Annotated in this window: 25 protein-coding genes; 14 read left to right on the forward strand and 11 right to left on the reverse strand. The window is 55.2% G+C overall.

Annotated elements, in window-relative coordinates:
* The first annotated feature begins 71 nt into the window (after positions 1 to 71).
* On the forward strand, positions 72 to 1,373 hold the full coding sequence (locus F153LOC_RS04430; protein WP_102103491.1) for a sulfurtransferase: 1,302 nt from the start codon (positions 72 to 74) through the stop codon (positions 1,371 to 1,373).
* Here F153LOC_RS04430 and F153LOC_RS04435 read toward each other — a convergent pair.
* Together F153LOC_RS04435 and F153LOC_RS04440 are read right to left on the reverse strand one after the other, a co-directional pair.
* Positions 1,370 to 1,987 carry a CDP-alcohol phosphatidyltransferase family protein gene (locus F153LOC_RS04435; RefSeq protein ID WP_102103490.1) on the reverse strand — a complete coding sequence of 206 codons (618 nt, stop codon included), beginning with the start codon at positions 1,985 to 1,987 and terminating at the stop codon, positions 1,370 to 1,372. The genes F153LOC_RS04430 and F153LOC_RS04435 overlap by 4 nt on opposite strands.
* A complete protein-coding gene (locus tag F153LOC_RS04440) occupies positions 1,980 to 2,549 on the reverse strand; it encodes a carboxymuconolactone decarboxylase family protein (protein ID WP_100780513.1) in 570 nt (189 codons plus the stop codon). Before F153LOC_RS04440 ends, F153LOC_RS04435 begins: the two co-directional genes overlap by 8 nt.
* A gap of 75 nt (positions 2,550 to 2,624) precedes the next feature.
* On the opposite strand from F153LOC_RS04440, the gene F153LOC_RS04445 reads away from it, so the two are divergent.
* On the forward strand, positions 2,625 to 3,041 hold the full coding sequence (locus F153LOC_RS04445; RefSeq protein ID WP_102103850.1) for a pyrimidine (deoxy)nucleoside triphosphate diphosphatase: 417 nt from the start codon (positions 2,625 to 2,627) through the stop codon (positions 3,039 to 3,041).
* On the opposite strand, the gene F153LOC_RS04450 is transcribed toward F153LOC_RS04445, so the two are convergent.
* The gene (locus tag F153LOC_RS04450; RefSeq protein WP_102103489.1) at positions 3,001 to 3,273 is read right to left on the reverse strand and encodes a YnjH family protein; all 273 of its coding nucleotides are present in this window, start codon (positions 3,271 to 3,273) and stop codon (positions 3,001 to 3,003) included. The genes F153LOC_RS04445 and F153LOC_RS04450 overlap by 41 nt on opposite strands.
* A 316-nt stretch (positions 3,274 to 3,589) precedes the next feature.
* Here F153LOC_RS04450 and gdhA point away from each other — a divergent pair, with 316 nt between their 5' ends.
* Positions 3,590 to 4,933 carry an NADP-specific glutamate dehydrogenase gene (gdhA, locus tag F153LOC_RS04455; protein ID WP_102103488.1) on the forward strand — a complete coding sequence of 448 codons (1,344 nt, stop codon included), beginning with the start codon at positions 3,590 to 3,592 and terminating at the stop codon, positions 4,931 to 4,933.
* A gap of 83 nt (positions 4,934 to 5,016) precedes the next feature.
* On the opposite strand, the gene F153LOC_RS04460 is transcribed toward gdhA, so the two are convergent.
* The 3 genes from F153LOC_RS04460 to F153LOC_RS04470 all read right to left on the reverse strand — a co-directional run bounded on the left by F153LOC_RS04460 (position 5,017) and on the right by F153LOC_RS04470 (position 8,639).
* Positions 5,017 to 6,924 carry a DNA topoisomerase III gene (locus F153LOC_RS04460; protein WP_102103487.1) on the reverse strand — a complete coding sequence of 636 codons (1,908 nt, stop codon included), beginning with the start codon at positions 6,922 to 6,924 and terminating at the stop codon, positions 5,017 to 5,019.
* Between the two features lie 4 nt (positions 6,925 to 6,928).
* Positions 6,929 to 7,972 (reverse strand): selenide, water dikinase SelD, encoded by a 1,044-nt coding sequence (selD, locus tag F153LOC_RS04465; RefSeq protein ID WP_102103486.1) that lies wholly within the window; start codon positions 7,970 to 7,972, stop codon positions 6,929 to 6,931.
* Between the two features lie 115 nt (positions 7,973 to 8,087).
* On the reverse strand, positions 8,088 to 8,639 hold the full coding sequence (locus F153LOC_RS04470) for an NAD(P)H nitroreductase (RefSeq protein ID WP_100780518.1): 552 nt from the start codon (positions 8,637 to 8,639) through the stop codon (positions 8,088 to 8,090).
* 167 nt (positions 8,640 to 8,806) lie between these two features.
* Here F153LOC_RS04470 and sppA point away from each other — a divergent pair, with 167 nt between their 5' ends.
* The 5 genes from sppA to F153LOC_RS04500 all read left to right on the forward strand — a co-directional run bounded on the left by sppA (position 8,807) and on the right by F153LOC_RS04500 (position 14,304).
* Positions 8,807 to 10,663 (forward strand): signal peptide peptidase SppA, encoded by a 1,857-nt coding sequence (gene sppA, locus F153LOC_RS04480; protein WP_102103485.1) that lies wholly within the window; start codon positions 8,807 to 8,809, stop codon positions 10,661 to 10,663.
* Positions 10,664 to 10,725: 62 nt separating this feature from the next.
* Positions 10,726 to 11,742, forward strand: coding sequence for an asparaginase (ansA, locus tag F153LOC_RS04485; protein WP_100780520.1), 1,017 nt, complete (start codon positions 10,726 to 10,728; stop codon positions 11,740 to 11,742).
* A 10-nt stretch (positions 11,743 to 11,752) separates the two neighbouring features.
* A complete protein-coding gene (gene pncA / locus F153LOC_RS04490) occupies positions 11,753 to 12,394 on the forward strand; it encodes a bifunctional nicotinamidase/pyrazinamidase (RefSeq protein ID WP_102103484.1) in 642 nt (213 codons plus the stop codon).
* A gap of 42 nt (positions 12,395 to 12,436) precedes the next feature.
* Complete coding sequence (yajD, locus tag F153LOC_RS04495) at positions 12,437 to 12,781, forward strand: HNH nuclease YajD (protein WP_100780522.1); 345 nt, start codon at positions 12,437 to 12,439, stop codon at positions 12,779 to 12,781.
* A gap of 269 nt (positions 12,782 to 13,050) precedes the next feature.
* Entirely contained in the window at positions 13,051 to 14,304 is a 1,254-nt protein-coding gene (locus F153LOC_RS04500; protein ID WP_102103483.1) for a glycoside hydrolase family 18 protein, read from the forward strand.
* A gap of 40 nt (positions 14,305 to 14,344) precedes the next feature.
* Here F153LOC_RS04500 and F153LOC_RS04505 read toward each other — a convergent pair whose 3' ends face one another.
* Positions 14,345 to 14,623 carry a YeaC family protein gene (locus tag F153LOC_RS04505; RefSeq protein WP_102103482.1) on the reverse strand — a complete coding sequence of 93 codons (279 nt, stop codon included), beginning with the start codon at positions 14,621 to 14,623 and terminating at the stop codon, positions 14,345 to 14,347.
* A gap of 41 nt (positions 14,624 to 14,664) precedes the next feature.
* The gene (gene msrB / locus F153LOC_RS04510; RefSeq protein WP_100780525.1) at positions 14,665 to 15,078 is read right to left on the reverse strand and encodes a peptide-methionine (R)-S-oxide reductase MsrB; all 414 of its coding nucleotides are present in this window, start codon (positions 15,076 to 15,078) and stop codon (positions 14,665 to 14,667) included.
* A 340-nt stretch (positions 15,079 to 15,418) separates the two neighbouring features.
* Here msrB and gapA point away from each other — a divergent pair, with 340 nt between their 5' ends.
* Positions 15,419 to 16,414 carry a glyceraldehyde-3-phosphate dehydrogenase gene (gene gapA / locus F153LOC_RS04515; RefSeq protein WP_100780526.1) on the forward strand — a complete coding sequence of 332 codons (996 nt, stop codon included), beginning with the start codon at positions 15,419 to 15,421 and terminating at the stop codon, positions 16,412 to 16,414.
* 74 nt (positions 16,415 to 16,488) lie between these two features.
* Positions 16,489 to 17,373 (forward strand): D-hexose-6-phosphate mutarotase, encoded by an 885-nt coding sequence (locus F153LOC_RS04520; protein ID WP_100780527.1) that lies wholly within the window; start codon positions 16,489 to 16,491, stop codon positions 17,371 to 17,373.
* A 37-nt stretch (positions 17,374 to 17,410) separates the two neighbouring features.
* Here the strand turns inward: F153LOC_RS04520 and F153LOC_RS04525 are convergent, their stop codons facing one another.
* Positions 17,411 to 18,265: an aldo/keto reductase gene (locus F153LOC_RS04525; protein WP_102103481.1), complete on the reverse strand. Its 855-nt coding sequence runs from the start codon at positions 18,263 to 18,265 to the stop codon at positions 17,411 to 17,413.
* Positions 18,266 to 18,357: 92 nt separating this feature from the next.
* Entirely contained in the window at positions 18,358 to 19,104 is a 747-nt protein-coding gene (locus tag F153LOC_RS04530; RefSeq protein WP_102103480.1) for a MipA/OmpV family protein, read from the reverse strand.
* A 435-nt stretch (positions 19,105 to 19,539) separates the two neighbouring features.
* Here F153LOC_RS04530 and yeaG point away from each other — a divergent pair, with 435 nt between their 5' ends.
* The 3 genes from yeaG (at position 19,540) to F153LOC_RS04545 (ending at position 23,673) form a co-directional block, all read left to right on the forward strand.
* A complete protein-coding gene (gene yeaG, locus F153LOC_RS04535; protein ID WP_100780530.1) occupies positions 19,540 to 21,474 on the forward strand; it encodes a protein kinase YeaG in 1,935 nt (644 codons plus the stop codon).
* Positions 21,475 to 21,595: 121 nt separating this feature from the next.
* Positions 21,596 to 22,876, forward strand: a complete 1,281-nt coding sequence (locus F153LOC_RS04540; RefSeq protein WP_102103479.1) for a YeaH/YhbH family protein — start codon at positions 21,596 to 21,598, stop codon at positions 22,874 to 22,876.
* 296 nt (positions 22,877 to 23,172) lie between these two features.
* Entirely contained in the window at positions 23,173 to 23,673 is a 501-nt protein-coding gene (locus tag F153LOC_RS04545; RefSeq protein WP_102103478.1) for a YbaK/prolyl-tRNA synthetase associated domain-containing protein, read from the forward strand.
* A 21-nt stretch (positions 23,674 to 23,694) separates the two neighbouring features.
* Here the strand turns inward: F153LOC_RS04545 and yoaI are convergent, their stop codons facing one another.
* The gene (gene yoaI / locus F153LOC_RS21735) at positions 23,695 to 23,799 is read right to left on the reverse strand and encodes a small membrane protein YoaI (protein WP_228483420.1); all 105 of its coding nucleotides are present in this window, start codon (positions 23,797 to 23,799) and stop codon (positions 23,695 to 23,697) included.
* A gap of 286 nt (positions 23,800 to 24,085) precedes the next feature.
* Here yoaI and F153LOC_RS04550 point away from each other — a divergent pair, with 286 nt between their 5' ends.
* Positions 24,086 to 25,420, forward strand: a complete 1,335-nt coding sequence (locus F153LOC_RS04550; protein ID WP_102103477.1) for a glycoside-pentoside-hexuronide (GPH):cation symporter — start codon at positions 24,086 to 24,088, stop codon at positions 25,418 to 25,420.
* The last annotated feature ends 1 nt before the right edge of the window (position 25,421 follow it).

A 25,421-nucleotide genomic window follows, 5' to 3' on the forward strand; every position in this document is an offset into this window, starting at 1 on the left:
TGCTAACGCAAGGAATTCTGTTTAGGGGGAGACGAAAATGACGCACCTTTTATATGATGTCAGGTTTTTCGATGAAACGTGTTTCTCAACTGACCGCGCTGGCGCTCTGTCTTGCCAGTGTTTCCACTTTTGCCGCTAATATGGCCTCTTCTCTGACGCTGGCACAGCTGCAACAGCAGCACGGCGCGGTGATCGATACCCGCGCCAGTGCATTTTTTAACGGCTGGCCACAAACCCTGTCTGGCACCTCCGGGCATGAACCCGCCGCGCTGAATCTGTCAGCCAGCTGGCTGAATGTGATGAGCGATGAGCAGCTCAGCGACTGGGCAAAACAGCATAACCTCACCCCGACAACCGCTATCGCCCTGTACGGCAGCGATACCGACAACCAGGCCGTGAAAGCGCGCCTTGCCAAAGCCGGTTATCAACACATTTCAGTGCTTGGCGATGCGCTGCAAAGTGCCGATCGTCTGCAACGTCTTCCTCATTTCGAGCAACTGGTCTATCCCGAATGGCTGCATCAGATGATGCAGGGCAAAAAGGTCGCGGCGGCGCCTGCGGGCGATTATAAAATTATCGAAGCCGCCTGGGGCGCACCGAAATTTTATCTGTTGAATCACATTCCGGGCGCGGGTTATATCGATACTAACGACGTCGAAAGCGAGCCGCTGTGGAATAAAGTCTCCGACGACAAACTGAAAGCGCTGCTGGCAAAACAGGGCATTCGCCACGACACCACCGTGATCCTCTATGGTCGTGACGTCTATGCGGCGGCGCGCGTCGCGCAGATCATGCTCTACGCGGGTGTAAAAGATGTGCGTCTGCTGGATGGCGGCTGGAAAACCTGGTCCGATGCCGGTCTGCCGGTCGAGCGCGGATTGCCTGCGAAAGTGACGCCTGCGAATGATTTCGGCGCACCGATCCCGGGGCAGCCGCAGCTGATGGTGGATATGGAACAGGCGCGCGGGATGGTGCATCGCCAGGATGCCTCGCTGGTGAGTATTCGCTCCTGGCCGGAATTTACCGGCGAAACCAGCGGCTACAGCTACATCAAGCCAAAAGGTGAAATCGCAGGCGCGCGCTGGGGCCATGCGGGCAGCGATGCGACGCATATGGAAGATTTCCACAACCCGGACGGCACCATGCGCAGCGCCGATGATATCGCTGCGATGTGGAAAGCCTGGAACATCCTGCCGGATCAGCACGTCGCCTTTTACTGCGGCACCGGCTGGCGCGCGTCAGAAACCTTTATGTACGCCCGCGCCATGGGCTGGAAAAACGTCTCGGTTTACGACGGCGGCTGGTACGAGTGGAGCAGCCATTCACAAAATCCGATCACCACGGGTCCGCTGACGCCGGAAAGCACGCTTTAAGATTTCAGGGTTTTCAGCGTCTGATACCCGCTCCAGATGCGCGTTGTGGTGGTGAGCCAGCACAACGCGCCAAAGATCCAGGCGAATAACGCAAAGTGCGCCGGAAACAGGCAGCAGAGCACAAACAGCGCAATGGTCTCCGTCCCCTCCGTTAACCCCCCGATGTAATAAAACGACTTATGCGCATAGCCAGGGTTGTCGATATTGTGTTTCGCGGCCAGCGCCGCAAATGCCAGAAAACTGCTCCCGGTGCCGATAAACGCAAACAGCAGCCAGGCGGCGGCAAGCGAGTTTTCCATCGGTGCCGCCAGCGCAAAGCCAAAAGGGACCAGGGCATAGAACAGAAAATCGAGGGCGATATCGAGAAAACCGCCCGCGTCCGTCAGGCCGCGCCGCCGCGCCAGTGCGCCGTCCAGCCCGTCGAACAGGCGGTTCAGCGCGATCGCGACCAGCGCCGCCGGATACCAGCCGAGGGCCAGAAACGGCAGTGCCAGTACGCCGAGGGCAAAGCCCGCAAGCGTTACGCCATCCGGCGTGATAAATGGCTTATCGATGACCGCCACCAGGCGGTTGAGCGCAGGTTTAACGCGCGGATGCAGATGTCTGTCAAGCATGAGGCTGACCTTTGAAGGCGTCACAAAGCCCCTGTGACGGGATCTCCAGCGCAGCGTTAAAACGCGCCGAGAGATTCTGAAACGCAATCAGGGCTGTCATTTCGGTAATGGTTTCGTCGTTGTAAAAGCGCTTTAGTTCGGATTTTATCGCTTCCGTCACCTGCGGCGGCGTGGCCGTCGTCGCCTCGGCATAGTCCAGCGCGGCACGCTCTTCTGCCGTGAATAACGCGGATGTACGCCACTCGCTGACCGCCTGGACTTTATCCAGCGCGCCGCAGCGCTCGGCGAGGCGCAGGCTGTTAGCGTCGATACAAAATGCGCAGTGGCAGAGCTGCGAAATGCGGGTCATCAGCAGTGCGCGCAGGGCCGGGTTCAGGCGCGCTTTTTTTCTCTCCAGAAAACCGACAAACAGCGCCACCAGCCAGAAAAGACGCGGCATTCTTCCCCACCAGCGGGTGGGATTGAGCACCACGCCAAAATGTTTTTTCTGCATGGCGGCGATGGGTTTCAGACTGGCGGGAAGGGATTCTACGGGCTGGACCCAGGCGGATGTTTCTTTCACCGGACTCTCCTGATGGCTGGACTCTTTGAAAGGCGACGATAATATGTCGTTTTCCATCTGTAATTATTGACGACCATGCTGAAAACTCTCGATGTTGTTGCCGCTATCCTTGAAAAGGATGGCAAAATTCTCCTCGCGCAACGCCCCGCGCAGGCCGATCAAGCGGGAATGTGGGAGTTCGCCGGAGGTAAAGTCGAAGCCGGTGAGACGCAGCCCGAAGCGCTGATCCGCGAGCTGCGCGAAGAGCTGGGGATTGAGGCACTCCCTGTGCAGTATGTCGCCAGCCATCAGCGCGAAGTGTCCGGGCGGCTGATTCATCTCCACGCCTGGCACGTTCCGTCCTTTAGCGGCGACGTGGTCGCGCACTATCACAGCCGGCTGGTGTGGTGTACGCCGCAGGAGGCGTTCGCCTATGATTTAGCGCCCGCCGATATTCCCCTGCTGGAAGCCTTTATCCTTTTACGCGCCGCCACACCAGCGGGTTCGTGCTGATGGTTTTTTCATCGCGCTGACACTGCAGCAGCACGCCGTCGGCCTTCACCACCGCACCTTCCGAATAGTTTTGATCCTGATAGATGCAGCACTGATTGCAGGGCTGCGCACGCTGACCGCCGGAGCTGAACACCTCTGGCGGCACATTGACCTCCACGTCCGGGCGAATACGATCAGCCTGGGCCCCTGCGGATAACAGAGCAAACAGAGCGGTTACTAGGTAGCGGTTCATAAAGATTCCTTTTATCTGCTGATCATGACTATACACAAAATCATTCAAGTTGCATCAGGCCAGCAAACCGGAGCGTACCCAGGAGCTGACTCGCGTAGGTGCCTGAAGGATGATCTGTATATAACGGTTGTTTGCCGCTGAATCTTTAACGCATCATCGTTTTTAGTTATGACACAAGGCCGCTGATTAATTTCACTTTCCCGGTAAATTTTCCCTTGCCACGCAAAGCGGTACGGGTGGTATAGTCGAAAACGACCACAAATCACCCACACAACACACAAAATTAAAAAAATCGTCATAAGAGGCTCTTATCGCTATGGAACAGACACGCTCTCTGGAATCATTTCTTACCCATGTTCAACAACGCGACCCGCATCAGAGCGAGTTTGCACAGGCCGTTCGTGAAGTCATGACCACCCTGTGGCCATTCCTCGAAGAAAACCCGCGTTACCGTCAGATGTCTCTGCTTGAGCGTCTGGTTGAACCTGAACGTGTGATTCAGTTCCGCGTGGTCTGGGTGGATGACAAAAATCAGGTGCAGGTGAACCGCGCGTGGCGCGTACAGTTCAACTCCGCCATCGGCCCGTTCAAAGGCGGAATGCGTTTCCACCCTTCCGTGAACCTGTCGATCCTGAAGTTCCTTGGCTTTGAACAGACCTTCAAAAACGCCCTCACCACCCTGCCGATGGGCGGGGGTAAAGGCGGCAGCGATTTTGATCCGAAAGGTAAAAGCGAAGGCGAAGTGATGCGTTTCTGCCAGGCGCTGATGACGGAGCTGTATCGTCACCTCGGCCCTGATACGGACGTGCCTGCGGGTGATATTGGCGTGGGCGGGCGCGAAGTGGGCTTTATGGCCGGGATGATGAAAAAATTGTCTAACAACAGCGCCTGCGTGTTTACCGGCAAAGGACTCTCCTTTGGCGGGAGTTTGATTCGCCCGGAAGCGACGGGTTACGGGCTGGTGTACTTCACTGAAGCGATGCTCAAACGCCACGGTCTGAGCTTTGAAGGGATGCGCGTGGCGGTGTCCGGCTCAGGTAACGTTGCGCAGTATGCCATTGAAAAAGCGATGCAGTTTGGTGCGCGCGTAGTGACAGCCTCGGACTCCAGCGGCACGGTGGTAGATGAGGCCGGTTTCACGGCGGAAAAACTGGCGCGTCTGTGCGAAATTAAAGCCAGCCGCGACGGTCGCGTCGCCGATTACGCCCGCGAGTATGGCCTGACCTATCTGGAAGGCAAGCAGCCGTGGTCGGTGCCGGTGGACATCGCCCTGCCGTGCGCCACGCAGAACGAACTGGATGTGGACGCCGCCCGCACGCTTATCAAAAACGGCGTGAAAGCCGTGGCGGAAGGCGCGAATATGCCGACAACCATCGAAGCGACCGATCTGTTCCTGGAAGCCGGGGTGCTGTTTGCGCCAGGTAAAGCGGCCAACGCCGGTGGCGTGGCGACGTCTGGGTTAGAGATGGCGCAGAACGCCGCGCGTATGGGCTGGAAAGCTGAAAAAGTGGACGCCCGTCTGCACCACATCATGCTGGATATTCACCACGCCTGCGTGGAGTACGGCGGAGAAGCGGAGCAGACCAACTACGTGCGCGGCGCGAATATTGCCGGGTTTGTGAAGGTCGCCGATGCAATGATCGGGCAAGGGGTGATTTAAACCGTTACTGGCCTGTTGATAAAAGCAAAACGGCAACAGAGTTGCCGTTTTTTATATCTTCGCCCGCGTCTTGTGAGAGGACGTCAGGCCGCACTCTTCTTCTTAAACTTTTTCTTCGCGTCCCCACCGCCCGGCGCCACCATTCCTCTGAAGGATTTCACCGGCGTATTGCGCGCCTGATTGATCAGCTCAAACAGCGTACCAACCAGCGGCTGCATAAAGTCCTGATAGCGGCACTGCTTCTCACTGATTTGGGTCAGGATAGATTCCCAGTGCGCCGTCATATCCGGTCGCGCTGCCAGCTCAGGCAGCGAATGGATCAGCGCCCGGCCCGGATCCGTCGAGTGGATATAGCGCCCTTTTTTGATCAGGAAACCGCGCTTGAACAGCAGCTCAATAATCCCTGCGCGCGTCGCTTCTGTGCCTAATCCGTCGGTCGCACGCAGGATCTTTTTCAGATCTTTATCCTGCACAAAACGGGCAATCCCGGTCATGGCAGAGAGCAGCGTGGCGTCCGTAAAGTGGCGCGGCGGCTGCGTTTGTCGCTCAATCACTTCGCCCTTTTCGCACAGCAGTTCGTCATCTTTTGCAACCACGGGCAGCGGCGTGCCATCGTTCTCTTCATCGCGCTCTTTGTTGCCGAGCAGCGTGCGCCAGCCCGCTTCCGCCAGAAAACGCGCTTTGGCGACGAACTTACCTTTGGCGATCTCCAGCTCGATCACACATTTGCGGAACACCGCGTCCGGGCAAAATTGCATCAGATACTGGCGCGCCACGAGGTTATAGACCTTCGCTTCGTTCTCGCTCAGATTGACATTGCTGGCGCGCGCCGTCGGGATAATCGCGTGGTGCGCGTCGACTTTTTTATCATCCCAGCAGCGGTTGCGCGTTTCCGGGTTCACGGCGGGCTGCGGGAGCAGATCCGGGGCGTGAACGCCGATGGCATTCAGCACCGCATGTCGCCCGGCGAAATGCTCTTCCGGCAGGTAGCGGCTATCTGAACGCGGATAGGTAATCAGCTTGTGGGTTTCGTACAGCTTCTGGCAGATATCGAGCACGTTCTGCGCGCTCATACCAAAGCGCTTAGCCGCTTCAATCTGTAACGACGACAGCGAAAACGGCAGCGGCGCGGGTTCTGATTCCCGTTTATCGTTATAGCTGGTGACCATCGCTGGCTGGCCGCTGATGCGGTTGACCACGTGATCCGCCAGCGGACGATGCAGCAACCGCCCCTCTTCGTCCTGGTAAGATTCACAGGCGTCGCTCGGCTGCCAGGTCGCGGTAAAACGTTCATCCTTCGGGGTGACGATATGCGCTTTCACCTCGAAGAAATCTTTGGCGACGAAGTTTTCAATCTCTTCGTCGCGACGCACCACCAGGCCCAGCACCGGCGTCTGAACGCGCCCGACTGAGAGCACGCCCTGATACCCGGCGTTACGCCCGAGAATGGTGTAGGCGCGCGTCATGTTGATGCCATACAGCCAGTCGGCGCGGGCACGCGCCAGGGCAGATACGCACAGCGGGATGAACTCGCTGTTGGCGCGCAGACGCGTAATGGCGCGCTCCACCGCCTGCGGGTTAAGATCGTTAATCAGACAACGCTGCACCTGCTGACGCTTTTCCGGCGCCAGCTCAAGGTAGTCGAGCACTTCGTCCACCAGCAGTTGCCCTTCCCTGTCCGGGTCACCCGCGTGAACCACTTCTTGTGCGTCATGCAGAAAGCGTTTGATGACGTTGAGCTGTTTGGTGACCGAAGGACGTGGCTGCAGTTTCCACTTCTCCGGCACGATCGGCAGATCGTTGAGATTCCAGCGCGCATAGCGGCTGTCGTAGACATCCGGCTGCGCTTGTTCCAGCAGGTGACCGATACACCAGGTGACCACCTGCCCGTTACCGCATTCGATAAAGCCGTCGCCCTTGCGATGCGGCTTGGGCAGCACATCGGCAATGGCTCGGGCGAGACTCGGCTTTTCCGCAATAAACAAACGCATTGAATTAACGGATCTCAATCATCGGACGGCCGCCGCGCGCGCTGACCAGCTCGCCGATGGCGCTCAGGGTAATGCCAAACTCTGCGGCGGTGGCTTTGACATCGGCTTCCGCTTCAGGTGTGACCGCCAGCAGCAGGCCGCCGGAAGTTTGTGGATCGCACAGCAGATCGCGCCACTCCGTCGGCATATCGCCCATCAGATGGCCGTAGCTGGCAAAGTTACGCTGCGTTCCCCCCGGCACCGCCCCCTGTGCTATGTACTCTTCCACGCCCGGCAGTTTTGGAATGTCCTGATACCAGAGCTGCGCCTGCACGCCCGCGCCCTGGCAAACTTCGCTCAGGTGGCCGAGCAGGCCAAAACCGGTGACGTCGGTCATCGCTTTTACGCCGTCGATATTCGCGAACGCCGCCCCCGCCAGGTTCATCTGACACATCACGTCGGTAGCAAGACCGATATGCTCGGGCTTGAGCAGGGATTTTTTCTCAGCGGTGGTGAGCACGCCAATGCCCAACGGCTTGGTAAGGAACAGTTTGCACCCTTCCTGCGCGGTGCTGTTGCGCTTCACGCGTTCGGTCGGTACGACGCCGGTGACGGCGAGGCCGAAGATCGGTTCCGGCGCATCAATAGAGTGCCCACCCGCCAGAGCGATCCCCGCCTGTTGGCAGGCAAAGCGGCCGCCCTCGATGACGTCGCGGGCAATTTCCGGCGCCAGGGTGTTGATCGGCCAGCCGAGAATAGCAATCGCCATGATCGGTTTACCGCCCATCGCGAAGATGTCGCTGATGGCGTTGGTTGCCGCGATGCGCCCGAAATCAAACGGGTTATCGACAATCGGCATAAAGAAGTCGGTGGTGCTGATAATGCTGGTGCCGTTACCTAAATCGTATACCGCTGCATCGTCACGCGTTTCGTTGCCGACAAGCAGGTTCGGGTCGACAAACTTCGCCTGTTCGCTATGCAGAATGGTTTCCAGCACTTTCGGGGAAATTTTACAACCGCAACCCGCTCCGTGGCTGTATTGCGTTAAACGAATGGTTTGCTCGCTCATGGACATCTCCTGTCATTGCAATCGCGCTATGGTAGCGCTCATTCCGTGATGAGGTAAGTATGACTGTCTGAATTATGCGACGCTTGCTCATAATCCAGACAGTTTAGTGTGATTATCAGAAACGGGTGACGAACGGGGCGGTATCGGGTGCTGTAATGGTGGTCGAGGCTTTCAGCTGCGGCGTGCCTAAGTAGAGGAAGCCAACGATTTTATCGTGCTGGGCGCAGGAAAGCCCTTCGCGCACCACCGGGCTGTCGGTCAGCGGGCCGGTGCGCCAGATGCCGTTAAAGCCCTGAGCCACAGCCGCCATTTGCATCGCCATCACCGCGCAGCCTGCAGACATCTCCTGCTCCCAGACCGGTACTTTGTGTTCCGGCTGACATTTCGCCACCACCGCGATGATCATCGGCGCGCGAAACGGCGCATTGCGCGCTTTATCAATCGCTTTTTCATCCTGCTCGGCGGCCATCGCCCCATTCTCAAGCAAGGTGCTGAAACGGTCGCGCCCTTCGCCTTCAATAATAAAGAAGTGCCACGGCGAGAGCGTACCGTGATCCGGGGCGCGCATACCGGCGCGCAGAATGTTTTCCAGCTGTTCGCCCGCAGGCGCAGGTTCCGCCAGGCGAGAAGCGCTACGACGGTTAACAAGCAGTTCAAGTGCGTCCATTGATTCACTCCTGTCTTCAAATTTGCTCACAAAATTAACACGACAGCAGAATTTGTTACAGCGCAGTGGGCGATTCCTGCTGACAAGTGACGGTTGGGTCATTACGATAACCCCACATTGCCGTCCAGTCGCGACGGAAACGGTCATTATCTGGTTTGGGAGAATACATGCGAACCCTTTGGCGAATTTTTGCCGGTTTCTTTAAATGGACGTGGCGGTTGCTCAATTTTGTCCGCGAACTGGTGATGAATATCTTCTTCATCTTCCTGATTCTGGTGTGTGTGGGCCTGTGGATGCACATCAGCAGCAGTAACCAGGCGCAGCATTCCGAGCGCGGCGCGCTGCTGCTCGACATTACCGGTGTGATTGTCGATAAGCCGTCCACCAGCAATCGTCTGGGCGTGATTGGCCGTCAGCTGCTTGGCTCCACCTCCGATCGTATGCAGGAAAACTCCCTGTTTGATATCGTCGACGCTATTCGTCAGGCGAAAGACGATCGCAACATTACCGGCATTGTGCTGGACCTGAAAAACTTCGCCGGGGGCGATCAGCCGTCGATGCAGTACATCGGTAAAGCGCTGCGTGAATTCCGCGACAGCGGTAAACCAGTGATTGCCGTGGGCGACAGCTACAGCCAGGGGCAATATTATCTGGCGAGCTTTGCCAACAAGATTTGGCTCTCCCCGCAGGGCACCGTCGATCTGCACGGTTTTGCCACCAACGGGCTGTACTACAAATCGCTGCTGGATAAGCTGAAAGTGACCACGCACGTGTTCCGCGTCGGGACCTATAAATCGGCGGTTGAGCCGTTTATTCGCGATGATATGTCCCCTGCCGCCCGTGAAGCGGACAGCCGCTGGATCGGCGAACTGTGGCAGAACTATCTCGCCACCGTCGCCGCGAACCGTCAGATCACCCCTGAGCAGGTCTTCCCAGGTGCACAGGCGATGCTGGATGGCCTGACTAAAGTTGGCGGCGATACGGCGAAATACGCGCTCGATAACAAACTGGTCGACACCCTCGGCTCCAGCGCAGAGATCGAAAAAGCGCTGACCAAGCAGTTTGGCTGGAGCAAAGAAGACAAGAACTACAGCGCCATCAGCCTCTACGATTACACGCCGAAAAAACCGAGCGAGACGGGTGACAGCGTGGCCGTGGTCTTTGCCAACGGCGCGATCATGGACGGTGAAGAGACGCCGGGGAACGTGGGCGGTGACACGACCGCGTCGCAGATCCGCGATGCGCGTCTGGACCCGAAAGTGAAAGCCATTGTCCTGCGCGTCAACAGCCCTGGCGGCAGCGTCAGCGCTTCGGAAGTGATCCGTGCGGAACTGGCCGCCGCGCGTGCTGCAGGCAAACCGGTGGTGGTGTCGATGGGCGGTATGGCGGCATCCGGCGGCTACTGGATCTCCACACCAGCGAACTACATCGTGGCGAACCCGAGTACGTTAACCGGCTCTATCGGTATCTTCGGCGTCATTAATACCGTTGAAAACAGCCTTGATTATCTGGGTGTGCATACGGATGGCGTTGCGACGTCACCGCTGGCGGATGTGGCCGTGACCAAATCCCTGCCACCGGAAGTGTCGCAGATGATGCAGCTCAGTATTGAGAACGGTTATAAGCGCTTTATCACGCTGGTGGCGGATTCCCGTAAATCCACGCCGGAGCAGGTGGATAAAATCGCGCAGGGCCATGTCTGGACCGGCCAGGACGCGAAGAACAATGGGCTGGTCGACAGCCTGGGCGACTTCGATGACGCCGTCGCGAAAGCCGCCGAACTGGCAAAACTGAAACAGTGGCACATTGCGTATTATCAGGATGAGCCGACGTTTGTGGATATGGTGATGAACAGCATGTCCGGTTCAGTGCGCGCGATGCTGCCTGCTGCAATTCAGGCCTATCTGCCTGCGCCAGTGGCGAGCGCGGCAAGCGTCGTAAAAGCCGAGAGCGATAAGCTCGCCGCCTTTAACGATCCGCAAAACCGTTACGCGTTCTGCCTCACCTGCGCTAACGTTCGCTAAAAACCCTGTCCCCTCTTCTCGCGAAGGGGGGATTTTTCTTTGAAGCACAAGAACACACTATCATGCAGAAGAAATCGATTTATGTGGCGTATACCGGCGGGACCATCGGTATGCAGCGCTCTGAAAATGGCTATATTCCTGTCTCCGGCCATCTCCAGCGCCAGCTCGCGCTGATGCCCGAGTTCCACCGCCAGGAGATGCCAGACTTCACCATTCACGAGTACGATCCGCTGATGGACTCCTCAGATATGACGCCGGAAGACTGGCAGCATATCGCAGAAGATATCAAAGCCCATTACGACGAGTACGATGGCTTTGTGATCCTGCACGGTACCGACACCATGGCGTTTACGGCCTCTGCGCTCTCCTTCATGCTGGAGAACCTCGGCAAGCCGGTGATCGTGACCGGCTCGCAGATCCCGCTGGCGGAGCTGCGCTCCGACGGGCAGATCAACCTGCTCAACTCCCTGTATGTCGCCGCCAATTACCCGATCAATGAAGTGTCGCTGTTCTTCAACAACCGACTTTATCGCGGGAACCGCACCACCAAAGCACATGCCGACGGTTTTGATGCCTTTGCGTCGCCAAACCTGCAGCCGTTGCTGGAGGCGGGTATTCATATTCGTCGTCTGGGCACACCACCGGCACCCCACACGGCGGGCGAGCTGATTGTTCACCCGATCACCCCACAGCCGATTGGCGTGGTGACGATTTATCCGGGGATTTCTGCCGACGTGGTGCGCAACTTCCTGCGCCAGCCGGTGAAAGCGCTTATCCTGCGCTCCTACGGCGTGGGCAATGCGCCGCAGAACGGCGAGTTCCTGAAAGAGCTGCAGGAAGCGAGCGATCGCGGCATTCTGGTGGTTAACCTCACCCAGTGCATGTCCGGTAAAGTGAATATGGGGGGATATGCCACGGGCAACGCGCTGGCGCATGCCGGGGTGATCAGCGGGTTCGATATGACGGTCGAGGCCACCCTGACTAAACTTCATTACTTACTCAGTCAGGATCTGGACGTGCAATCGATGCGTACCGCGATGATGCAAAACCTGCGCGGCGAACTGACGCCGGACGAATAAGGAGAGTGTTATGAAGCAACGTGCCCTGCTGCTGGTCGATCTGCAAAATGATTTTTGCGCCGGTGGCGCGCTGGCGGTAGCCGGTGGTGATAGCACCGTGGATGTTGCCAATACGCTGATTGCGTGGTGTAAAGCGCGCGGTGAGGCGGTGGTGGCAAGCCAGGACTGGCATCCGGCGGATCACGGCAGCTTTGCCAGCCAGCACAATGTTGAGCCGTTTACCCGGGGCGAGCTGGACGGTCTGGCGCAAACCTTTTGGCCCGATCACTGCATTCAGCAGACCGAAGGGGCTGAACTGCATCCGCTGCTGAATCAAGCGGCCATCGACGCGGTGTTTCATAAAGGCGAAAATCCGAATATCGACAGCTACAGCGCCTTTTTCGACAACGGCCATCGACAGAAAACCGCGCTCGATGAGTGGCTGCGCCATCATGAGATCGGCGAGCTGATCGTGATGGGGCTGGCGACGGATTACTGTGTGAAGTTCACTGTCCTCGATGCGCTAAAACTGGGGTATAACGTCAGCGTCATCACCGATGGCTGTCGCGGCGTGAATATTCAGGCGCAGGATAGCGCGCTGGCGTTTATGGAGATGTCGACGGCAGGTGCGACGCTGTACACCCTCTCCGACTGGCAAGAGACGCAGGCGTAAGCGCGGTTCCCATTTTTTATCTTTTTCAGGAGGGCCACTCGTATGGCTTTTATCCCAAAAAACTATGCCCGGCTCGAAGTCGGTTACCGTGAAAAGGCGCTGAAGCTTTTTCCGTGGGTATGCGGTCGCTGTAGCCGCGAATTTGTCTATTCCAACCTGCGTGAGCTGACGGTTCACCATATCGATCACGATCACTCCAATAACCCGGAAGACGGCAGCAACTGGGAGATGCTATGCCTGTTCTGCCACGATCATGAGCATTCCAAATACACGGAAGCCGACCTGTACGGTTCCACCGTCGTCGCGGGTGAAGATGCGCAGAAGAGCGTCGGGGAAGCGAAATACAACCCGTTTGCCAATCTGAAAGCGATGATTGATAAAAAGTAATCCTGCATTCCTGGCCGGGCATGACAATGCTGCCCGGCCAAATTTTCTACTCCTCATCGTTTCCCACGCCTCACGATAGCTTTAGTCACCCTTTACGCTTCCGGACAGTTACGCGCTGCGGTGCCTGCCGTTAACAGCCTTTTGTTTCCCGTATAACAAAAATTCAACCTCTCTCGCAGTTTCAGCGAAGCGGCACTGCTATCCTCGTTTGGCTATTTTTTGTCACATCCCTGATGTGACGTACTTTTTTTAGTCAAAGAGGATACGTTATGAAGCTATTGCCTGTGATGGCAGCCTTACCCCTGCTCTGCGCTCCAGCCCTTTTTGCGGCTGACCTGATGTCCGTCGGCTACTTCAACGGTGGCGGCGATGTGACTGCCGGGCCGGGAGGTGACATCGATAAGCTGGATGTTCGCCAGATTACCCACCTCAACTACTCGTTTGGTCTTATCTATAACAACGAAGCGGGTGAAACCAACGCCGCGCTGAAAGACGCCAGTAAGCTGCACCAAATCTGGCTCTCGCCGAAGGTCACCGCCGATCTGCATAAAATCCCTGAACTGCGTAAGCAAAACCCACAGCTTAAAGTCCTGCTCTCTGTTGGCGGCTGGGGCGCGCGCGGATTCTCCGGCGCCGCAGATAGCAAAGAGAGCCGCGCCGTGTTTATTCGCTCCGTGCAGGAGATCGTCACGACCTACGGACTTGATGGCATCGATCTCGACTGGGAGTACCCGGTGAACGGTGCGTGGGGTCTGGTGGATAAGCAGCCCGCCGATAAAGACAACTTCACCGCCCTGCTGAAGGAGATCCGCGAAGCGCTGCCGAAAGAGAAGCTGGTGACTGTCGCCCTGGGGGCGAATGCGGAAAGTCCAAAAAGCTGGGTCGACGTCAAAGCGATCGCGCCGTATCTGAACTACATCAATCTGATGACCTACGATATGGCCTACGGCACGCAGTATTTTAACTCGAACCTGTATGACTCCACTAAATGGCCAACTGTGGCCGCCGCGGACAAATACAGCGCTGATTTTGTGGTCAACAACTACCTGGCTGCCGGGCTGAAACCTGAGCAGATGAATTTAGGGATTGGTTTTTACGGGCGCGTGCCAAAACGCAGCGTGGAGCCTGGCATCGACTGGACAAAAACAGATGCTGAGAAAAACCCAGTGACACAGCCGTACTTCGGTGCGCAGGAGATCGGATTGTTCAAGGCGTTGGGCTATGACCTCACCAAAGATACCTACGTGAAGTACAACGATATTGTCAGCAAGCTGATTAACGATCCGCAGAAACGCTTTACCGAGCACTGGGACGATCAGGCGAAAGTGCCGTGGCTGTCGGTGAAATCGGCGGAGGGCAAGGAACTGTTCGCTCTGTCGTACGAAAACCCGCGTTCGGTCGACCTGAAGGCGCAGTACATCAAAGAGAAAGGTCTGGGTGGCGCGATGTTCTGGGAGTATGGCGCGGACGACCACAACCAGCTGGCGAAGCAGTTAGCGACGTCGTTAGAGATTAAGCACTAACTCATTTGCCGGGCAGCGTTAGCGCTTGCCCGGCCTACGGTTACTGCATTTTCATCGTCGCAATCGGTTTTGGCGTGATGCCAAAATCTTCCTTCAGCTCGCGCTTACTCTTCATCACCATCTGGCCTTTGGTGTCGATGGTCATGTGCTGTGCGTCGCTGTTATTGCGCGCCTGCCACAGCATCACCAGCTGCAGGCTGTTCTCTTTTTGCTCTGTCGTCAGCGCCACGCCATCCGGCCATTTCCCCAGTTCTACGGCTGTCACCAGACGCTGATACACGTCCGGCGTCATACTGTTAATCATGTCATCAATATTCATGAGAAATCCGCTGTGATGGAATAATTTGCTGAATCGGTTTTTCAACCTTTGGTCTGGTCGCCATTTTCGTCATCAGAGAAGCTCATCGACGCCGAATTTACACAGAAACGCTCACCCGTGGGCTGTGGGCCATCCGGGAAAACGTGTCCGAGATGAGCATCGCAGTTTCCGCAGCGGATTTCTGTGCGCTGCATACCGTGTGAAGAGTCCGTTAAATAGCGGATGGCCTCGTCGCTGACAGGCTCGTAAAAGCTCGGCCAGCCGCAGCCAGAATCATATTTTGACTGGGAATTAAACAGCGGTGCATCGCACACCAGACAGTGATAGACGCCATCGCGCTTATTGTGCAGCAAACGCCCGGTGAATGGGGGTTCAGTTCCGTGGTTCTGCGTCACGTAGAACTGCATTTCTGTTAGATTTTTTTTGAGTTCGTCAGGGTTACGTTGATTCGACATATGCTCAGATCTCGCTGTAGAAACAGATACCTTTCATCGCGAATTCTAACAAAACATTAACACTGAAGTGTGAACTTTTGTTCTAAACTTATGCGTTGCGGTACGGCAGTCAGGCAATTGTGATCTTGCTCACATATTTATCCTGATAGCCCTTTAAAATCCCGGGCGCAGCCCCCATGTGGTTGCTAGCTCAAAGGGAAAGTGAGGCTGTCAGTCGCACAAAGGTTATGCGCAGGATTGATTTGTCGCAATGATTGACACGATTCCGCTTGACGCTGCGTAAGGTTTTTGTAATTTTACAGGCAACCTTTTATTCACTAACAAATAGCTGGTGGAATATATGACTATCAAAGTAGGTATCAACGGTTTTGGCCGTATCGGCCGTATTGTTTTCCGTGCTGCTCAGGAACGTTCTGACATCGAAATCGTTGGTATCAACGATCTGTTGGACGCTGAATACATGGCGTACATGCTGAAGTACGACTCAACTCACGGTCGTTTCAATGGCACCGTTGAAGTGAAAGACGGCCACCTGGTTGTTAACGGCAAAACCATCCGTGTTACTGCTGAAAAAGATCCAGCTAACCTGAAGTGGAACGAAATCGGTGTTGATGTTGTTGCTGAAGCAACGGGTATCTTCCTGACCGACGAAACTGCGCGTAAACACATCACCGCTGGTGCGAAGAAAGTTGTTCTGACTGGTCCTTCCAAAGACAACACGCCTATGTTCGTTAAAGGCGCTAACTTTGACAAATACGAAGGCCAGGACATCGTTTCTAACGCATCCTGCACCACCAACTGCCTGGCTCCGCTGGCAAAAGTTATCAACGACAACTTCGGCATCATCGAAGGTCTGATGACCACTGTTCACGCGACCACCGCAACTCAGAAAACCGTTGATGGCCCGTCTCACAAAGACTGGCGCGGCGGCCGCGGCGCAGCTCAGAACATCATCCCATCCTCTACCGGTGCTGCTAAAGCAGTAGGTAAAGTACTGCCAGAACTGAATGGCAAACTGACTGGTATGGCGTTCCGCGTTCCTACTCCAAACGTATCCGTTGTTGACCTGACCGTTCGTCTGGAAAAAGCAGCGTCTTACGAAGAAATCAAGAAAGCTATCAAAGCCGCTTCTGAAGGCGCAATGAAAGGCGTTCTGGGTTACACCGAAGACGACGTTGTTTCTACCGACTTCAACGGCGAAGTGTGCACTTCTGTGTTCGATGCTAAAGCAGGTATCGCACTGAACGACAACTTCGTGAAACTGGTTTCCTGGTACGACAACGAAACTGGCTACTCTAACAAAGTACTGGACCTGATCGCTCACATCTCCAAATAAGTTGAGATGAGATACTGATCCAAAAAGGCGACCTCGGTCGCCTTTTTTTATGCTTAAAGACAGAGGATTGCGTAATGATTCACAAAATTTTTGCACTTCCAGTAGTCGAACAACTTACCCCTGTACTCTCCCGCCGCCAGATTGATGGCGCGGATATAATTGTCGTCGACCACCCACGCGTGAAAGCCTCTGTGGCCCTCAATGGCGCCCACCTGCTCTCCTGGAAACCAGAAGGCGAAGAAGAAGGCCTGTGGCTGAGCGCGGCGACCTCTTTCAAGAAAGGGGCGGCGATTCGCGGTGGCGTACCTATCTGCTGGCCGTGGTTCGGCCCTGCCGCTGAAGCAGGCCTGCCAGCGCATGGTTTTGCCCGTAACCAACAGTGGACGCTGAAAGCGCACAACGAAGATGATAACGGCGCCGTGCTGACCTTCGAACTGCAAAGCAATGACGAAACCCGCGCGCTGTGGCCGCATGACTTCACGCTGTATGCCCGCTTCAAACTGGGTCAAACCTGTGAAATTGAGCTGGAAGCACACGGTGAGTTTGAAACCACCTCTGCCCTGCACACCTATTTCAACGTCGGTGACATTGCGGATGTGAAAGTGAGCGGCTTTGGCGATCGCTTTATCGATAAAGTGGATAACGCGAAAGAAGGTAAACTGAGCGACGGCGTGCAGACCTTCCCGGATCGTACCGACCGCGTCTATCTGAACCCGGAAGCCTGCAGCGTGATCCACGATGCGGCGCTCAACCGTGGTATTGAAGTGGTTCACCACCATCACAGCAATGTGGTGGGCTGGAACCCAGGCCCGGCGCTCTCTGTGAGCATGGCTGACGTACCGGACGACGGGTATAAAACCTTTGTCTGCGTCGAAACTGCGTGCGTCACCGCACCGCAGAAAACCAGCGCGGATAAACCTTCACGCCTGGGTCAGACCATCAAAATCGTTAAACGCTAATCCTGTTCCCCTCTCTGCCCGGAGAGGGGAAATTTCGTTACACCACGTCCAGTGCTGTTTTACGCCCCGGCGCCGGGAACGCTGCATCCAGCCGCGCAAGTTCTTCAGCCGAAAGCGTTAACGCCAACGCGCCTGCATTCTCTTTCACATGTTCAATCGACGCCGCTTTTGGAATGGCGATAACACCCTGATGGCTAATCACCCACGCAAGAAGCACCTGTGCGGCGCTGGCATGATGATGTTGCGCAATGTCATTCACGGCGGGATGGTTGAGCAGGCCAGAGCGTAGCCGTCCGGCTTGCGCCAGCGGGCAATAGGCCATCACCGGCATCGACTGCTGCTGACACCAGGGAAGGAGATCGTATTCAATGCCACGCGAGGCCAGATGATAAAGCACCTGATTGGTGGCACACTCCGCACCACCGTCGACGCCCCACATCTCCTGCATATCGTCATGGTCGAAATTAGACACACCCCAGCGGCCAATTTTGCCCTGCTGTTGCAATGTCTGCATCAGCTCAACGGTCTCGTCCAGACCGTAGTTTCCCCGCCAGTGCAGTAAGTAAAGGTCGATGTAGTCGGTGCCAAGACGACGGAGGCTGGCCTCGCAGGCCGCTATCCCCTTTTTCCCGCCCGCATTCCACGGATAAATCTTGGAGACCAGAAAGACGCGATCGCGCTGGCCTTTGATCGCCTCGCCCACCACCTCCTCGGCTCGGCCATCTGCATACATTTCGGCGGTATCGATGAGCGTCAGCCCCATATCGATGCCCGCTCGCAGTGCAGCCACTTCGTTTTGCCGCTGACCGGCGTTTTCCCCCATATACCAGGTTCCCTGCCCCATCGCCGGCAAGGTAAAACGGTCAGCAAAAGTCACGGTTTTATCTGACATGTTTCTCTCCTGTTTTTCTCCGCACCACCATAAAGCAAACGGGGCGCAAGCGCCCCGTTGTCATGCACAGAATGCACCGTAAAAGTGCACAATCAGAAGCTGTAGGTCACGCCCGCAGAGAACAGACCGGCCCAGGACTTATCAACCATTGGGCTGTCTTTCACTTCATCGCTAAGACGGGTGTAACGGGTAGAGGCGTACAGGTTCCAGTCGCTGGCAAACTTGTAGCTTGCGGTCAGTTCCAGGTACGGGTTCCAGCCGTCATCCGCGTCATAGCTGTTCAGGCCACTACGTTTAGACTCTTTATGGGACACCCCATAATAGTAGTCATTGTAGTTTTCGCTGCTGTACTCCACACCGATACCCGGCGTCAGCGTGATGCCGCCGTTGGTGTAGCGGTACAACCAGGCCAGATCCCAGATAAACCCGTTGCTATTGTCCAGCGTATCGCCCGCAAGCGAGGTACGCAGGAAACCATACTGGGTGTTGTGAACATAGGAAAGCCCCGCCATCACGCTGCTTCTGCGTTTATCGAGCTGACGCAGTGCACGGCTGTCACTGTCACCCGGTTTGAAGTGCATCGGGTTGTAGTACGCCATGATGGAGAGCTTATCTGTGTTGTCATTCCACAGGTAGTAACCGCCACCCAGGCCGCGGAACCAGAAATTATCGCCTTCATAAGTGATCACTGGCACCGGATAAACGTCGCGATCGTACTGTTTATACGGGCTGTTGATAACGCCGACGCCTGCGCCAACGGACCACTGATCGGCCGCGTGAGCGGTGCTAACGGACGTGGCGACAAGTACGCCCAATGCCAGAAGTTTGAGTTTGGTCACAATCCATTCTTTCCTGTAGTCAAATAATCAGCGAGTGAAGTGTAACCGCCCTGCCCACACATCCCAAAATTTTTTGCCCGCTAATGAGTTTAATTAACCGATTATTTTCATCATTTAAGATGACCGGAGGCTTTCATTTATGTGACGAGGCAGTGAAAGTCGACGTTTTATCCTGAATCTCGCCGCAGATTTTTTGGATGAGTTATTGATATGTCATTGAAATTAGATTCTGGAGGCATGCAAGTTTTGCAAATGCCATCTACGCTTAATTTTAGGAAGATGAATTGCTGTACGCCCGGCGGTTGAGAGCGCAAGACCTGGCACACGGGTTGCTGCTCTGGTACTGAGGTGCGGGGGTGAAGACGCTTCCAGGAGCCTCCACTATTCATACGAACGGCTCTTTTCCTGTGCTAAAAAACGAAAGGACGGCATGCCATGAATATATTCGATCACTATCGCCAGCGCTATGAAGCTGCCAAGGACGAAGAGTTCACACTGCAGGAGTTTCTTGCTGTCTGTAAGCAAGATCGCAGTGCCTATGCCAATGCGGCAGAACGGCTATTGATGGCTATCGGTGAGCCAAACATGGTCGACACTGCCCTCGAACCACGGCTCTCCCGTCTCTTTTCGAATCGTGTGGTTGCACGATACCCCGCTTTTGAAGAATTTTATGGCATGGAAGACGCCATCGAGCAAATTGTTTCGTACCTGAAACACGCGGCTCAGGGTCTGGAAGAGAAGAAACAGATCCTTTACTTATTAGGCCCGGTCGGTGGCGGTAAATCGTCCCTGGCAGAGCGCCTGAAATCACTGATGCAGCGCGTGCCGATCTATGTTCTTAGCGCCAACGGAGAACGCAGCCCGGTTAACGATCATCCGCTGTGCCTGTTCAATCCGCAGGAAGATGCCCAAATTCTGGATAAAGAGTTTGGTATCCCGAACCGCTATCTCGGCACGATCATGTCGCCGTGGGCGGCGAAGCGCCTGCATGAGTTTGGCGGCGACATCACCAAATTCCGCGTGGTAAAAGTCTGGCCATCCATTCTGCAGCAGATTGCGATTGCCAAGACCGAGCCGGGCGATGAGAACAACCAGGATATCTCCGCGCTGGTCGGTAAGGTCGATATCCGTAAACTGGAACACCACGCGCAAAACGATCCGGATGCCTATGGCTATTCCGGCGCGCTGTGCCGTGCCAACCAGGGTGTGATGGAGTTCGTCGAGATGTTTAAAGCGCCAATCAAGGTGCTGCATCCGCTGCTGACCGCCACCCAGGAAGGGAACTACAACGGGACGGAAGGTATTTCCGCCCTGCCGTTTAACGGGATTATTCTGGCTCACTCGAACGAATCAGAATGGGTCACCTTCCGTAATAACAAAAACAACGAGGCGTTCCTTGACCGTGTGTACATTGTCAAAGTGCCTTATTGCCTGCGGATCTCCGAAGAGATCAAAATTTACGAGAAACTGCTTAACAACAGTGAGCTGGTGCATGCCCCTTGCGCGCCGGGAACCCTGGAAACGCTGTCGCGCTTCTCGATTCTCTCGCGTCTGAAAGAGCCAGAAAACTCCAGCATCTATTCGAAGATGCGCGTCTACGATGGCGAAAGTCTGAAAGATACCGACCCGAAAGCGAAGTCCTATCAGGAGTATCGCGATTACGCCGGTGTCGACGAAGGGATGAACGGCTTGTCCACGCGTTTCGCGTTTAAAATCCTCTCCCGCGTGTTTAACTTCGATCACGCCGAAGTGGCGGCCAACCCGGTACATCTGTTCTACGTTCTGGAGCAGCAGATTGAGCGCGAACAGTTCCCGCAGGATCTGGCGGAACGGTATCTTGAGTTCCTCAAAGGCTATCTGATTCCGAAATACGCCGAGTTTATCGGCAAAGAGATCCAGACCGCCTACCTGGAATCCTATTCCGAATACGGGCAGAACATTTTCGACCGTTATGTCACCTATGCGGACTTCTGGATCCAGGATCAGGAATACCGCGACCCGGATACCGGCCAGCTGTTTGACCGTGAATCCCTGAACGCGGAACTGGAAAAAATTGAGAAGCCGGCCGGGATCAGTAATCCGAAAGACTTCCGTAACGAGATCGTGAACTTCGTGCTGCGCGCCAGAGCGCATAACAGCGGACGTAACCCGAACTGGACCAGCTACGAAAAACTGCGCACGGTTATTGAGAAGAAAATGTTCTCAAACACCGAAGAGCTGTTGCCGGTCATTTCGTTTAATGCCAAAACCTCAACCGACGAGCAGAAAAAGCACGACGATTTTGTCGACCGCATGATGGAGAAAGGCTATACCCGCAAGCAGGTTCGTCTGCTGTGCGAATGGTATTTGCGCGTACGTAAATCGTCTTAACAAAAGTGCCCGGTGGCTTTTCGCCATCGGGCCGACAACGACAACATTCCGTTAGCCGAATAAGCGCAGCGCATCCGGCAAACAGGGAGTGCGAAAGTTGGCAATGCAGTACGGGGGGCATATGACCTGGTTTATTGACCGGCGTCTTAACGGCAAAAACAAGAGCACGGTGAACCGCCAGCGCTTCTTGCGCCGTTATAAAGCGCAAATTAAACAGTCGATCTCCGAGGCCATCAACAAACGTTCGGTGACCGATGTGGATAGCGGCGAGTCCGTCTCTATCCCGACGGATGATATTAGCGAACCGATGTTCCATCAGGGACGGGGCGGCTTGCGCCATCGCGTACACCCAGGTAACGACCATTTCGTCCAGAACGATCGTATTGAACGCCCGCAGGGCGGTGGCGGTGGTTCAGGAAGCGGTCAGGGTCAAGCAAGTCAGGACGGTGAAGGCCAGGATGAGTTCGTCTTCCAGATTTCCAAAGATGAGTATCTCGATCTGCTGTTCGAGGATTTGGCGCTGCCAAACCTGAAAAAAAATCAGCACCGTCAGCTTAACGAGTACAAAACCCACCGCGCCGGTTATACCGCCAACGGCGTTCCGGCAAATATTAGCGTAGTGCGTTCCCTGCAAAACTCGCTGGCCCGACGCACCGCGATGACGGCGGGTAAACGTCGTGAACTGCGCGAACTGGAGGTCAGCCTTAAGACCGTTGAAAACAGCGAGCCTGCGCAACTGCTGGAGGAAGAACGGCTGCGCAAAGAGATAGCCGAACTACGGGCAAAAATCGAGCGTGTGCCGTTTATTGACACCTTTGACTTGCGTTACAAGAACTACGAGAAACGTCCGGAACCTTCCAGCCAGGCGGTGATGTTCTGCCTGATGGACGTCTCCGGCTCGATGGATCAAGCCACCAAAGATATGGCGAAGCGCTTTTATATTCTGCTCTACCTGTTCCTGAGCAGAACCTATAAGAACGTGGATGTCGTCTATATCCGCCACCACACGCAGGCTAAAGAGGTGGATGAGCACGAGTTCTTCTACTCTCAGGAAACCGGCGGGACCATTGTATCCAGCGCCCTGAAGCTGATGGATGAAGTGGTGAAAGAGCGCTACGACCCGGCGCAGTGGAATATTTATGCCGCGCAGGCGTCCGATGGCGATAACTGGGCGGATGACTCCCCGCTCTGTCACGAAATTCTGGCGAAGAAAATTTTGCCGGTGGTGCGGTATTACAGCTACATCGAAATTACCCGTCGCGCACATCAAACGCTCTGGCGGGAATATGAACACCTGCAGGCGATGTTCGATAACTTTGCCATGCAGCATATCCGCGATCAGGATGATATTTATCCGGTCTTCCGCGAACTGTTCCACACGCAAAGTACCAGTAACGCATAAACAAACAGCCAGCGCCCAAATGCTGGCTGTTTTATTTACTGACTCACATTAATACAGTCGAGGGTTTTACCCCTCGGCATAATGCACACCATTATTCCCGAGATAAGCGTCCTATCCGCCCTCCCACTCATGCATAGCCTGTTAAATGTCCGTATCTGTCATTTCCCTGGTAAATATCAAGCAGACGTAAAAATAGCCCCACGCGTGGGCATTATCGGTTTCTTGAAATTAATGCTCTTAAAATACACTGTGCTAATGTAGTCGCACGACTTAACAACCCGAGGGAAATAACGATCATGTCAGACGAGATAAAAGGCACCGCCACCCACCAGCAGCTGATCGCACTGTTATCTGACCAGGGCGCGCAATATCGCGTGGTAGAACATGCGGCGGTAGGAAAATGCGAAGCGGTGAGCGAGATTCGCGGTACGGCGCTGAGCCAGGGTGCGAAAGCGCTGGTCTGTAAAGTTAAGGGTAACGGGGTGAAAAAACATGTGCTGGCGATTCTGGCGGCGGATCAGCAGGCCGATTTGAGTCAATTAGCCAGCCATTTTGGCGGGAGCAAAGCTTCGCTTGCAAGCCCGGCGGAAGTGGACGTTTTAACGTCCTGCGTCTTCGGGGCAATTCCCCCGTTCAGCTTTCATCCGGACCTGACGCTGGTTGCCGATCCCCTGCTGTTCGAGCGTTACGATGAGATTGCCTTTAACGCCGGTCTGCTGGAAAAATCGGTCATTATGAATACCCACGACTACCTGCGCATCGCCCAGCCTGAGCTGGTGGCGTTTCGCCGCGTCTGAGCATCCCGGCTGGCAGTTCTGTCAGCCGCGTTTTTCCAGAAACATCACTGAGGCCACCAGTATTATCGCAATGGTAAAAAACGACGACGAGATAATCAGCGTTTCAACAAACATGTGATCGTTCATGTTGATTCCCCTTTTGCTGCGTTTGTCCCTTTTTAATCCCCACAGATGACAATGATATGACAGATTCAGGTCAGCCCGATGAATACGAATAAGCTGAAACGATTCTGGTGAAAATAATCCCCTCACGTTAAATACAACCCACATCACAATAAATTGTTACCGGTATCACGAAAAAGGATTTCCATAAGTCCATTGCCAAATCTCGTAATTGTTAACCCCTCCTGCCTGCTTAACACTGCATACAAGAACACCCGCAAATAAACCTTACACTGGCAAGGTGAATAACATGAGCAATACAATTTCCCGTAAAGAGAAAATCAGTTATGGGTTAGGTGATATGGCGAGCCATATTGGGCTGGATAACGTTATTATCTTTCTGACCTTTTATTATACGGACGTCGTCGGTCTGCCCGCCGCCTTTGTGGGAACCATGTTTCTGCTGGCAAGAACGGCAGATGCGATTATCGATCCGGCGATGGGCTATATTGCCGATCGCACCCGCACCCGCTGGGGTAAATTCCGCCCGTGGATGCTGTGGCTGGCCCTGCCGTTTGGTGCCAGTTGTCTGCTCACCTACGCCGTGCCGGAGTCGCTGGATCTGCACGGCAAAATGATTTTTGCCACCATCAGCTACACGGTGATGATGCTGATGTATACCGCCATTAATATCCCCTATTGCTCGATGGGCGCGGTGATTACTCCGGACAACGAAGCGCGTATTTCCCTGCAATCGTATCGCTTTTTCCTCGCCACCCTCGGCGGTGCGTTATCCACCTTCTTTATGATGCCCCTGGCTGAATTTCTCGGCGGCGACGATAAATTACTCGGCTATCGCTGGGCGATGGCAATAATGGCGACGATTGCGGTCATTATGTTCTGGATCTGTTTTGCTAATACCCGCGAGCGTATTAACGCGCCCGCGACGCACAATAATTATCTGGCAGAGTTACGCGATTTATTGCGCAACGATCAGTGGCGCGTGGTTGCCGTTCTGGTATTAACCAATATTGGTTTTGGGGTTATTCGTCTAGGGGCGATGATGTATTTCGTCACCTATTATCTCGGCAGCGCCAGCTATTTTATGTGGATGCTCGGCGCGCATATTCTCGGTAAAGCGGCGGGCAGCGCGCTGGCAAAACGCCTGACGCGCAACTACAGCAAAGTACAGATGTTTGGCTACTGCGCGGTGCTGGCAGGCGTGCTGAGTATCGCCCTGTTCTTCGCGCCGAAAATGGTCGTCGTACTGGTGCCGCTCACCTTCATTATCTCCACCCTTTATCAGGCCACCACCACCTTTATGTGGGTGATGATGGCTGACGTCGCCGATTATGGCGAATGGAAACAGGGCAAACGCATGGACGGCGTGATCTTCTCGACCTTCCTCGCCGTGCTCAAACTGGGAATGGCCATCAGCGGTGCCATCGTCGGCTGGACGCTGGGCTTCAGCGGCTATGTGGCTAACGCACCGGAGCAAACCTCCACCGCCATGTACTGCATCATCGCCCTCTTTACCGTGGTGCCGGGCATTCTCTCCCTGTGCGCATTTGCCACCCTGCGCTGGTACAAGCTCGACGACCGCACCATGCAATCCATCAACCTTGCCAAACACAGTCTTTCGTAAA

It is taken from the genome of Lelliottia sp. F153, assembly GCF_002870005.1.
GTDB lineage: Bacteria > Pseudomonadota > Gammaproteobacteria > Enterobacterales > Enterobacteriaceae > Enterobacter > Enterobacter nimipressuralis.